Below are 10,504 nucleotides of genomic sequence, written 5' to 3'. Positions count from 1 at the left end.
AGTTACGGCGGCCATAGCGACAGGGAAACGCCCGGTCCCATTCCGAACCCGGAAGCTAAGCCTGTCTGCGCCGATGGTACTGCACTCGACAGGGTGTGGGAGAGTAGGACACCGCCGAACACCCGTTCCGAAAGGGGACCCACACTGTGGGTCCCCTTTCGTGTTTTCGTATGCAGAAAATGTGCCCGCCCAACGGTTTTCGAGAACCGGTACGAGCTGCTTCCCGGTCCGCAGACGAACCGGGAAGCAGCCGGAGAATCAGGGGCGCGGCGCCTTCGGACGCGCGACCGGCCGCGGCAGTGCACGCGTCAGACGCGGAGCCCAACCGTGCGACGGCCAACGCTTGAGGCCCAGCCGGTCCGGCGTGACGCGAGTGTTGACGAACTTGCCTTCGAGCTCTTCGTCGGCCTCCCCGACGAACCGGTAGAGGATCGTGCCGCCGTTCTCCTCCGTGCGAGCGGCCGCCTCCCACCCGGTGGCGCGATAGACCGCCCGGACGATGTTGTCGGCGACGACGATGATGGGCAGCCCGTCGATCCCACGCGCTGCCGATCCCGCCGGCCACGGCTTCGACGCGAGTTCGCGCACCGCCGCCGGCGACGCCTTCTTCGCCTCGTTGACCCGCAGCACCACGCACGGCGTCGGCAGTTCGGGAGCGGGGGAGGCCGAGTACTGACGAACGAGCTCGGCGATCGGGATGGCGGCGCGGTCGGCTTCCGACTCCTCTGTTGCACCCGCCAGGTTGGTGAGTACGCATTCGCCGCGGTGCGGTTCGGTCAGTCCCAGTGCGGCGATGACCGCTTCGGCCGTCACTGCGGCGGTGTGGTCGGCGTCGGTCTTCGGGTTCAGCGCGTCGGCGACGACGAAGTGCTCCACCGCGTAGCCGGACTCGTAGACGGTTCGGATGCGCCGCAGAGCCGCCTCGGTCTCGGGTGTGGCCAGCGGTGTCTTCTCACCGGCCTCGGTCAGCTTCGAGGTCTCTCCGAGCGCCGTCCAGACGAGGGTGAAGATGCGATTTCCGCGTCCGGCGCCGACGTAGAAGATGCTCCGATCACGAGGGTCGAGCAGGGCGTAGACGTAGGCGCCGAGCTGATCGCAGATGTTCTTCGGAAGCAGTTTCGGGCTGGGAGCGCGGTCCTCGACATGGTTCACGAGAGCACGCAGGACCGTCAGGCGCAGCGCCACGGGGACCTTGCCGGCGGACCCGCCGAACAGTTCGCGGTTGGCTGCGTCCACGGAGCCGAAGGTGCGTCCGATGTGACGGCTGAGGGCGCCGAGCGCGTGGGTGAACTCCGCAAGTCTCTGGCGTGGATCGTCCGCTGTATCCGGCAACTCGTTGCTGGTCAGGAACATCTGGATCTCGGGAGATTCCAGCAGAGTTTGGGCAATGTTCGGAGGAACTGTCCACACTGTGCGCATAGAGCGACTCTAGGCCACACACAAGATTGGGGAGCCGCTCCGCGCAGGCGCCGCGCCGCCGAATCCGGAGGAAGAACCCGAGGCGAACCCGGGCGGGATAAGCTCGCGTGCCATGACAGCGGTGCGGACCCGTTCCCGTTCTCGGTTGTTGCGGGACACCGCGTCGTCCGCGCAGGTCGAAGCACTCCTGATCATCGCGGTCGCGACCATCCTCGTCACACGTCTGTACCTGCACCTGACGGGCTATCCGCAGGTCGGCGGGTCGGTCCTGCACATCGCTCACGTGCTGTGGGGCGGTCTGCTCATGGTCGCGGCGTTGATGGTCTCGATGACCTTCATCGGCCGGGCTCCCGACCGTATCGCGGTGGTGCTCGGCGGTATCGGGTTCGGTCTGTTCCTCGACGAGGTCGGCAAGTTCGTCACGAAGACCAACGACTACTTCTACCGGCCCTCGGTGGCGATCATGTACGTGGTGGTCGTGCTGCTGCTCGTCGTCAATCGAGCGGTGCATCTCCGTCGCGGGCCCTCGCCCGACGAGTATCTCGCCAACGCCGCGCTCACGGCGACGGACGGGCTCACCCACGGCCTGACCCCGACCGATCGCGACCAGGCGCGAGTGCAACTCGAACGCGCTCGGGAAGGCGGAGTCGATCCCGAAGTCGTCGAACAGATCGATCTCCTGCTCGCCCGGTGCCGGGAGGTGCCGTCGCGCTTCTCGTGGGTGTCGCTCCGGCTGCCGGAGCCGCTGCGGGGTGAGCGCAGCGTCCGCGTCGCGGCGGCGCTGCTCACCGTGTTCTCCGTCGGCATCCTCATCAACGCGGCCGCCACCTTCGAGGAGGATCTCGCCGCGCGGACGAGCGACGTGGTGACCGTGATCCAGCTCGTCGGTTCCGGTGTCACCGTCCTGTTGTGCATGGTGGGATCGGTGGGCCTGTGGCGCCGGCGGAGGTGGGCGGTGCGTGCTCTGCGGACGGCCGCGTTGATCACCGTCTTCTTCGTCGACGTGCTGGAGTTCGCCGTCCAGGAGTTCGGGGCGCTGCTCAACGTCGCCGTGGGCGCCGCCGCGCTGTCGGTGTTCTCACACCACCTGCGGCAGATGTCCCGGCACGAGGCGCTGCCGGACACGGCGTGAGCAGATGAGCCCGCCGCAACCGTGTGGTGGACGAATCACGGCACCGCTGCCCACCGTGTGCGCTTCGTCGCATACCGTATAGACCGTGAGCACCCCAGCCTCTGACGCCACCGGTTCCGCGTCGACGTGGCCCGCGCTACTCACGTGGCGTGCGGCCGATGTGTCTCGGATGGAGTCGGTACGAGTACAGCTCTCCGGCCGCCGTATCAAGGCGTCCGGTCGCATCGTGGGTGCGGAGAGCACCGACCATCCGGCCTTCAGCGCGTCGTACGACCTGGTGACGGACGAGAACGGTGTCACCCGCCGATTGTCGGTGCGCACCACCCTCGCTTCGGGTGAGCGGCACATGTCCCTCACCCGGTCCGAAGAGGGCATCTGGATGTCCGACAACGGCATCGACCATCAGCGGTCCACCTTCGGTGGGGCACTCGACGTCGATGTGGTGTTCAGTCCGTTCTTCAACGCCCTGCCCATCCGCCGGCACGACCTGCAGGCCGGAGCCGACGACGTGGAGGTGCCCGTCGTCTACGTCAACCTCATCGATCTCAGCATCGAGGAGGCCACGGTCGTCTACAGCAGTGCGTCCGACGGCATCCACGTGCTGTCGCCGCGTTCTTCGTCGTCGGTGACCGTCGACGAGGACGGCTTCGTCCTCGAGTACCGAGGACTCGCCTCCCGCATCTAGGGCTGTCCCGACGCCTCCACCGCCATGGCCACGGCGAACGCGGCCGATTCGGCAGGGTGGCTGCCGTGCCCGTGCGTGCCGCCGGTGAGGCCGACGATCTGGAGTCCGACCGGCGACGACCCACCGTCCGGGGCCGGCACCGAGACGGCCGGGACACCGAGGACGCTGAACGGGATGCACATCTGCAGCAGCGGTGCGCGCAGCTCGACGGGATCGCTCGTCAGCGGCGCCGAACGCACGCCGGTGGTGACGGTGATCAGCGCGTCGAGCTTGTCCACGGTGCGGAGGCGGTGCACGACGTCGTGACGCAGTCGCGCGACCGCCCGGGCCGCGTGGATGTACTCGTAGGCCGGCCGGTCGCGTTGCGCGGCGAGCAGAGCGGCCGTCGGAGGCTGGTAGCGGTCGGGATCGGCTTCGAACCAGGAGCGATGTGTCTCGTACGCTTCCGATCCGGTGACCACGGGATACAGCTCGAGCATCTCGTCGGTCTCGGGCAGTTCCACGTCGACGACGCGGGCGCCCAGATCCGTGAGGGTGCGGCACGCCGTCTCGACGGCCTCGTCGAAGACGGACGACAGATCCCAGATGCCACCCCGCAGGCGTCCGATGCGCAGTTCGGAGACCGGGGTGCGCAGGTGCGCGATGCCCGGCACGGCGCCCCACGCGAGCGAGGCGTCCAGGGCATCGGCGGCGAGCAGACCGACATGGTCGAAGGTCGTCGACAGCGGGAACACGCCCTGCTCGGGAAGAGCGCCGAAGCCCGGCTTGAATCCGACGATCCCGCACAGCGCCGCCGGGGTGCGGACGCTGCAGCCGGTGTCGGTTCCCAGCGCGACGGGCACGACGCCCCTCGCGACCAGCACTGCGGAGCCCGACGACGAACCACCGCTGATCAGATCCGGGTTGTGGGGGTGGGAGGCCGCTCCGGACGCATTGATCAACCCGGTGGGCCCGTAGGCGAACTCGTGGAGGTGGGTCTTCGCCACCACGATGGCTCCGGCTTCGCGGAGCTTCTCGATGACACGAGCGTCGCGCCGGGCCGGGGAAGCGTCGGCGAGGACCGCGCTGCCGCAGCGGGTGGGGAACCCGGCGACGTCGATGTTGTCCTTCACCGCGACCGCGACGCCGTGCAGGGGGCCGATCCAGTTCCCGGCGGCGATCTGCTCGTCGGCGAGGGCTGCGGCTTCGAGCGCTGCTTCGTCGTTGCGGGCGGCGACGGCGTTCTCCCAGGGGGTCCCGGCGAGGGCGTCGAGTTCGGCGAGAACCGAGCGGACGTGCTCGGTCGGGGTCGTCTTGCCGGTGGTCAGCGCCGAGGCGATGTCGCGGAGGTTCATCGCGTCCACACCCCACCGCGTCGTCCGGCCTCGCGGAATGCCTCGACCCAGCCGTCGTCGCCGGGCTGAATGCCGACGATCGGGTCGCGGCGGCGCTGTTCGTAGCGGGTCCGCGCCGCATGACCGGCGCGGGTGAGTTCGGAGGTGCTGCGGTCGGCCAGCTGCTCCCGGGCCGTCCCCAGCACCTCGAGCGTCTCGTCCAGCGCGACCAGCAGGGCCTCGGCGTTGCCCTCACACATCGCGTCCACCAGGGCCGGTGCCGTCGCCGCGACCCGCGTGCCGTCCCGGAACGAGCCGGCAGCGAGACCGAGCGCGAGATCGCCACCTCCGGCGCCCGACAGGGCCAATGCTTCGGCAAGGAGATGGGGGAGGTGGGAGACCCGCGCGACCGCCGCGTCGTGCTCCCGGGACTCGGCGGGCACGACGACGGAGCCACAGTCGAGCGCGAGGTCGGCGACCTGCCGCCACACCTCGGGATCGGTGCCGTCGTCGACGGTCACCACCCACACCGCATCGCGGAACAGGTCGGCGGTCCCAGCGGTCCAGCCGGACTCCGCCGTACCCGCCATGGGGTGTCCACCCACGAAACGTCGCGACAGGCCGTGAGCGGCGACGACAGCGGCCACTTCCGCCTTGATGCTCACCACGTCGGTGAGTGCGACGTCGGGGGCGTGCTCGGCCACCGCCTCGAGGATGCTGCCCACCGCCGGCATCGGCACCGCGATCACCACCAGGGCGTCGGTGTCGGCGGCGCGACGCAGCGTGGCCGAGAGGTCGGTGGACGCGTCGAAGCCGTCGGCGACGGCGGCCTCCACGGCCTGCGACGACCTGTTGTAACCCCACGCCTGCCTTCCGGTCGCCGCGGCGGCACGCAGCAGCGAACCACCGATCAGACCGAGGCCGAGGACACAGACGGGCGGGGAAGAGACGGCTGAGGACACCTCATCAGGTTGGCATATCCCGTGCTGGGCTTCATTCACCGGACGTGGCCGACTACCGTTGCGCCCATGGCTGCACAGCGTGTAGGGAACAAGAGCCCTTCCGTGACCCAGAGCGGGAACACCGCCGGGAATTCGAGCGACGACCTCGACGGCTTCGCCGTCGCCGTGACGCGGGAGGAAGGTCGTTGGAAGTGCCGGGCGTTGTCCGGTGCCGCACTGACGAGTCTCGATACCGCAGTGACCGAGTTGCGGGAGCTGAGAAGCTCCGGCGCAGTGTTCGGTCTGCTGAACGTGGACGACGAATTCTTCATCATCGTGCGTCCCGCACCTGCGGGAACGAGGTTGCTGCTATCCGACGCGACGATGGCCGTCGACTACGACATCGCCGCCGACGTCCTCGATGCGCTGAACATCGAGATCCCCGACATCGATCCCGACGAGCTCGACGACATCGAGCCGTGGGAGGAGGGCGACCTCGGCATCCTGGCCGACATGGGTCTGCCCGAGCCGGTGTTGTCGGTGATCCTGTCGGAGACCGACCTGTATCCCGACGAGCAGCTCGACGAGATCGCCCAGCGACTCGGTTTCGACGACGTCCTGGGCAACACCCTGGACAAGCTCCGTTAGATGGGGCTGCGCGACGACGAGGCATTGATCCGGGTCGCGCTGGAGGCCGCCGCTGCCGCGCCCGCCGGTGACGTACCGGTGGGCGCGGTGGTGTTCGGGCCGGACGGCACCGAGATCGCGCGGGCGGCGAACTCCCGCGAGGCCACCGGCGACCCCACAGCGCATGCCGAGGTGCTCGCCCTGCGCGCGGCAGCGCAGGTCTACGGCGACGGATGGCGTCTCGAGGGCGCAACCCTCGCCGTGACCCTCGAACCCTGCACGATGTGCGCGGGCGCGCTGGTGCTCTCCAGGGTGTCGCGGGTGGTCTTCGGGGCGTGGGAACCGAAGACGGGCGCCGTCGGGTCGCTGTGGGACGTGGTGCGCGATCGGCGCCTCACGCACCGTCCGGAAGTGCGCGGTGGTGTGCTCGAAGCCGAGTGCGCGGCCGTGCTCGAAGCGTTCTTCCGGGAACATCGAGGGCCGGCTTCGGAGCTGTGACCAGGCGATTTCAGGATGAGGCCTGCAATCCGCTAGAGTCGTCAGCGGTGGCGTGACCGAGCGGCCGAAGGAGCGCGCCTCGAAAGCGCGTGACGGGTAACCCCCGTCCGTGGGTTCAAATCCCACCGCCACCGCCAGAGAGCCCCTTACCTGTTAGTGCAGGTGAGGGGCTTTTCTCATGCCTGCAGGTCGCCAAGGCCGGGGTCCGAAGCATCCGCTACGGCTTTTGCTATCCGCCGCGGCAATTGCTGTGGCGGATAGCGAACTTGATTGCGAGTGGACTGCGGAGTCGACGAAGCGCCCGAGGGAGTGTGGGTCGGGCTACCTGCATCCGCCCAGGTCTTCCGATAGGTTCGCGTCTGCATGCTCGCAATCGGAAGGGGAACTGTGGATCGCGTCTGCTCGACGATCGTCGGACCCGCCGAATCCGACGTCCCGCCGGCCGTTCTCGTGCACGGGGTGCTGGCCTGGGGAGACGACGAGACCTACGGATTCGGTCGGCAGCGGCCCTTGGGGGCGTCACGTCGGCTGATCCTGATGGACCGCCGCGGGCACGGCGACTCGCCGGATCTCGACGGGGCCCATCGCACCGACTACGAGGTGGACGCCGCCGACATCGTCGAACTGCTCGGTGACGGCGCCCATCTCGTCGGACATTCGTACGGTGCGGTCGCAGCGATGCTCGCGGCGGTGGAACGGCCGGACCTGGTGCGGTCGCTGTGCCTGATCCAGCCCGGGTGCCTGAAGGTTGCGGAGAGCGAACCGGTGGTCGCCGAGAACCTCGCCCGCGCTCGCGCGTCCCAGGTGACGCTCCCGCCCGAGCTCACTGCGGAGGACTATCTGCGTCTCATCACGGAGAGCGTCGGCATGCCGCCGGCGGAACCCACCCCGAAGCGACTACGCGCAGCGGCGACGTCGATGCGGGAGAGACCGTGCTGGGACGCCGACATCCCCCTCGAGTCGCTCGCGGCGGCGCCGTGGCCGAAGCTCGTCGTCGTCGGTGACTGGGCGGGCGCACCCGACGAGTACAAGCGGCTGGCGGGAGATCCGCTGACGGTCACGGCGCGGGTCGTCGCCGACCGGATCGGGGGAGAACTGCTCGAAGTTCCCGGTTTCTACCCGCACGTCCAGCAGCCGGAACGAGTCAACGAGGCGCTCGAGGAACTGTGGAGTCGGGCCGACGCCCGGTGACGAGAGGTCGGCCGACGGCGTCGGCGACCATCACGGCGAACATCCACAGCCCCGCCGCGACACCGGCGACGGCTGCCACGGCGTGCGATGCGAGACCTCCTGCCAGACCGACGATTCCGATCACCAGCATTCCCCAGCCCATGACCCGGAACATCGCGCGGCCGAAGGCCCGTGCGAAGGGAACGAAGTGCGCACCGACGACGCAGACCACCCACGCGACCGTCAGTTCCGAACGATCGAACGACGCGAGAAGCCGTGCCCCACCGACGATCAGCACGATCATTGCCACGACCGACACGAGATAGATCGTCGACGCCTGCTTCGAGGGCGGCTCCAACTGCTCGAATCTCCGCGGCCGAACGAGCACGGCCCACGCGAAAACAACGACGGCGCAGACCCACCCGGCCGCGACGATCCAGACCCACGGGGATCCCAGAGCGGCACCGTTCACGAGCATGAAAGCCGACGCGCCGCCCGCGCCGATCAACGCTCCCCACACCTCGGGACGATGGGTCGCTCGGTAACCCCTCGCCGTTCCCGCTCCGAATCGCTCCGCAGGCGGTGTCGTGCGCATCCAGTTCCCCCAACTCCGAGTCGGCCACCGGTCCGCCTGTGGACGCTAGCGGATGGGTGGCCGCTCGTCGTCAGAGTTCGCGCCAACTCCCGTCGTTCATGTCGTGTCCGTGTGCGGCCATGAGCATGAGGCCGCCGTCGACGGGGATCGAGCGGCCCGTCAGGTACGACGAGCGTGGGGACGCGAGGAAGGCGACGACGGAGGCGACCTCGTTGACGTGCCCGGGGCGCCCGGTGGGGTTGCCCGGTCGCTCCTCGTGGAAGGCCTCGGATTCGTCCATGCCGGTCATGGGCGTGGAGATCTCACCGGGAGCGACCGAGTTGACCGTGATGCCGTACCGCGCCCATTCGAGGGCGAGGCACTGCGTGAGCATGCCGAGCCCGGCCTTCGCCGTGCAGTAGGCCGAGGCCCCGTAGCGGGGGATGTGTTCGTGGACGCTCGTGATGTTGACGATGCGACCGCCGCGACCTGCGTCGATCATGTGTCGCGCGGCGCGTTGGGAGCACAGGAACGGGCCGTCGAGGTCGGTGGAGAGCATCTCCCGCCACCGTTCGAAGGACAGGTCGAGCACCTCGTCGCGGTGTCCGGTGCCGGCGTTGTTGACGAGGACCCCGAGACCGCCGAGCTTTCCGGTGAGTTCGTCGATCACGTCGGCGGTGTTCGGACTGGTCAGGTCCTGTCGGGTCACGAAGCACCGCTGTCCGCGCTGTTCGACCGCGGCACGGGTGTCCTCGGCCCCGGCCTCGTCGGTGTGGAAGGTGATGCCGACGTCGAACCCCTCGGCGGCGAGCAGTTCGGCGGTCGCCTTGCCCATGCCGGAGTCGGCGCCGGTGACGATGGCGAGTCTGTCGTGAGCTGGAGTGGTCATGCCTCGTGGTTACCCATGAGCGCCCGCGGCACACTGCGAACCCACGGCAGACTGTGACCCCACGGCAGACTGTGACCCCACGGCAGACTGGGACCATGCGTCTGTTGCTGCTCGCCGACACCCACGTACCGACGCGCGCCCGCGACCTGCCGTCGCAGGTGTGGGACGAGGTGGACCGCGCAGACGTGGTGATCCACGCGGGCGACTGGATGGACGTGGCGCTGCTCGACGCGCTGGAGGAACGGTCGCAGCAGTTGGTGGCGTGCTGGGGCAACAACGACGGTCCGATCCTGCGGGAACGGTTGCCGGAGGTCGCGCGGGTGACCCTCGACGGTGTGCGCGTCGCGGTGGTGCACGAGACCGGAGCGTCGACCGGGCGCGACAAGCGGATGGCCGCGGCCTATCCCGACACCGACGTCCTCGTCTTCGGCCACTCGCACATCCCGTGGGACACGACGGCACCGAGCGGGTTGCGCCTGCTCAACCCGGGTTCACCCACCGACCGGCGTCGGCAGCCGTACTGCACCTACATGACCGCGACCATCGACGACGGCGTGCTCCGCGACGTCGAACTGCATCGGCTCGGGTGAGGGCGATCGAAGGGGAGGTTGTGTGCGTATTTTCGCGAACGGACGCACGCAACCTCCCCGAAGTCAGTCGCTCGGGCCGATCAGTTTCCGCACGACTTTCAGGAGTTCGTCGACGTCCTCGGGCGGCGTCGTGCTTGTCTCGCCCGACATGGCGGCGCCGTAGTAGAGCCCGTCGCCGATGAGCATCACCGCTCGTGCCGCAGCGGGATCGGTGACCTCGTCGGACAGTGCCTCGAACCAGCCCTGATGGATGCGGCGCAGAGCCTGCTGGGCGCGCGGGTTCGCGGTCTGGCTCAGGCGGGTCAGGGCGACGATGGCCCGGTCGAGCGGGGTGTCGGCGAAGACCGAGGTGCGGATGTAGTAGGTCGCCGGTCCTTCGGGAGCCGCGCGCATCAGTTCGGCGTCGTCGGCTGCGAGTGTCTCGAGGTGTTCGGCGAGAGCCTCGACGAGGGCATCCTTGGACGGGAAGTGATAGAGCAGACCACCTTTGGACACGTTCGCCGCCGCGGCGACGGACTCGAGTGTCGCGGCGCGCTCGCCCTGCTCGAGCAGGATCGTCACGAAGGCGTCGAGAAGTTTGGCGCGGGCGGCAGGGGCAGGTGGCACGGCCCGATCGTACGACGTGGTTACTGTACCGTCCAGCTGGTACAGTAACGACGGTTCGAT

The 10,504-nt window shown here is 68.8% G+C and carries 12 protein-coding genes, 1 tRNA gene and 1 rRNA gene; 8 read left to right on the top strand and 6 right to left on the bottom strand.

Annotated features, from left to right (window positions below; translation table 11 throughout):
• Positions 1–3: 3 nt before the first annotated feature.
• Positions 4–120: ribosomal RNA gene (gene rrf / locus B9C99_RS20560) — 5S ribosomal RNA — on the top strand.
• A 138-nt stretch (positions 121–258) separates the two neighbouring features.
• On the opposite strand, the gene B9C99_RS20555 is transcribed toward rrf, so the two are convergent.
• Positions 259–1,419 carry a GIY-YIG nuclease family protein gene (locus tag B9C99_RS20555; RefSeq protein WP_026061283.1) on the bottom strand — a complete coding sequence of 387 codons (1,161 nt, stop codon included), beginning with the start codon at positions 1,417–1,419 and terminating at the stop codon, positions 259–261.
• Between the two features lie 112 nt (positions 1,420–1,531).
• Between B9C99_RS20555 and B9C99_RS20550 the strand changes: the two genes are divergently transcribed.
• A complete protein-coding gene (locus B9C99_RS20550) occupies positions 1,532–2,551 on the top strand; it encodes a hypothetical protein (protein WP_026061282.1) in 1,020 nt (339 codons plus the stop codon).
• An 85-nt stretch (positions 2,552–2,636) separates the two neighbouring features.
• A complete protein-coding gene (locus B9C99_RS20545) occupies positions 2,637–3,236 on the top strand; it encodes a putative glycolipid-binding domain-containing protein (RefSeq protein WP_080597685.1) in 600 nt (199 codons plus the stop codon).
• Here the strand turns inward: B9C99_RS20545 and B9C99_RS20540 are convergent.
• Complete coding sequence (locus tag B9C99_RS20540; protein WP_016692928.1) at positions 3,233–4,579, bottom strand: amidase; 1,347 nt, start codon at positions 4,577–4,579, stop codon at positions 3,233–3,235. The genes B9C99_RS20545 and B9C99_RS20540 overlap by 4 nt on opposite strands.
• On the bottom strand, positions 4,567–5,511 hold the full coding sequence (locus B9C99_RS20535) for a prephenate dehydrogenase (protein WP_016692927.1): 945 nt from the start codon (positions 5,509–5,511) through the stop codon (positions 4,567–4,569). The genes B9C99_RS20540 and B9C99_RS20535 overlap by 13 nt, the downstream gene beginning before the upstream one ends.
• 66 nt (positions 5,512–5,577) lie before the next feature.
• Here B9C99_RS20535 and B9C99_RS20530 point away from each other — a divergent pair, with 66 nt between their 5' ends.
• The 4 genes from B9C99_RS20530 to B9C99_RS20515 all read left to right on the top strand — a co-directional run bounded on the left by B9C99_RS20530 (position 5,578) and on the right by B9C99_RS20515 (position 7,806).
• A complete protein-coding gene (locus B9C99_RS20530; RefSeq protein ID WP_202400029.1) occupies positions 5,578–6,138 on the top strand; it encodes a tRNA adenosine deaminase-associated protein in 561 nt (186 codons plus the stop codon).
• Positions 6,139–6,615 carry a nucleoside deaminase gene (locus tag B9C99_RS20525; protein ID WP_006552538.1) on the top strand — a complete coding sequence of 159 codons (477 nt, stop codon included), beginning with the start codon at positions 6,139–6,141 and terminating at the stop codon, positions 6,613–6,615.
• Between the two features lie 46 nt (positions 6,616–6,661).
• Positions 6,662–6,752: transfer RNA gene (locus B9C99_RS20520), tRNA-Ser, on the top strand.
• 250 nt (positions 6,753–7,002) lie between these two features.
• On the top strand, positions 7,003–7,806 hold the full coding sequence (locus B9C99_RS20515) for an alpha/beta hydrolase (protein ID WP_088899156.1): 804 nt from the start codon (positions 7,003–7,005) through the stop codon (positions 7,804–7,806).
• Here the strand turns inward: B9C99_RS20515 and B9C99_RS20510 are convergent.
• Positions 7,760–8,380 carry a hypothetical protein gene (locus tag B9C99_RS20510; RefSeq protein ID WP_253250149.1) on the bottom strand — a complete coding sequence of 207 codons (621 nt, stop codon included), beginning with the start codon at positions 8,378–8,380 and terminating at the stop codon, positions 7,760–7,762. The two genes, B9C99_RS20515 and B9C99_RS20510, sit on opposite strands and share 47 nt — an antisense overlap.
• A gap of 70 nt (positions 8,381–8,450) precedes the next feature.
• On the bottom strand, positions 8,451–9,248 hold the full coding sequence (locus B9C99_RS20505; RefSeq protein ID WP_016690961.1) for an SDR family oxidoreductase: 798 nt from the start codon (positions 9,246–9,248) through the stop codon (positions 8,451–8,453).
• A gap of 95 nt (positions 9,249–9,343) precedes the next feature.
• Between B9C99_RS20505 and B9C99_RS20500 the strand changes: the two genes are divergently transcribed.
• Entirely contained in the window at positions 9,344–9,838 is a 495-nt protein-coding gene (locus B9C99_RS20500) for a metallophosphoesterase (RefSeq protein ID WP_088899154.1), read from the top strand.
• 63 nt (positions 9,839–9,901) lie between these two features.
• Here the strand turns inward: B9C99_RS20500 and B9C99_RS20495 are convergent, their stop codons facing one another.
• The gene (locus B9C99_RS20495) at positions 9,902–10,444 is read right to left on the bottom strand and encodes a TetR/AcrR family transcriptional regulator (protein WP_024102739.1); all 543 of its coding nucleotides are present in this window, start codon (positions 10,442–10,444) and stop codon (positions 9,902–9,904) included.
• Positions 10,445–10,504 lie beyond the last annotated feature (60 nt).

It is taken from the genome of Rhodococcus sp. BUPNP1 (genome assembly GCF_002215235.1).
Lineage (GTDB): Bacteria > Actinomycetota > Actinomycetes > Mycobacteriales > Mycobacteriaceae > Rhodococcus.
This window is presented reverse-complemented; position numbering and strand designations above follow the sequence as displayed.

Coding starts and splice junctions, on each gene's coding strand:
- B9C99_RS20555 (WP_026061283.1), bottom strand. CDS start 1,419: ATGCGCACAGTGTGGACAGTTCCTCCGAACATTGCCCAAACTCTGCTG.
- B9C99_RS20550 (WP_026061282.1), top strand. CDS start 1,532: ATGACAGCGGTGCGGACCCGTTCCCGTTCTCGGTTGTTGCGGGACACC.
- B9C99_RS20530 (WP_202400029.1), top strand. CDS start 5,578: ATGGCTGCACAGCGTGTAGGGAACAAGAGCCCTTCCGTGACCCAGAGC.
- B9C99_RS20525 (WP_006552538.1), top strand. CDS start 6,139: ATGGGGCTGCGCGACGACGAGGCATTGATCCGGGTCGCGCTGGAGGCC.
- B9C99_RS20510 (WP_253250149.1), bottom strand. CDS start 8,380: ATGCGCACGACACCGCCTGCGGAGCGATTCGGAGCGGGAACGGCGAGG.
- B9C99_RS20505 (WP_016690961.1), bottom strand. CDS start 9,248: ATGACCACTCCAGCTCACGACAGACTCGCCATCGTCACCGGCGCCGAC.
- B9C99_RS20500 (WP_088899154.1), top strand. CDS start 9,344: ATGCGTCTGTTGCTGCTCGCCGACACCCACGTACCGACGCGCGCCCGC.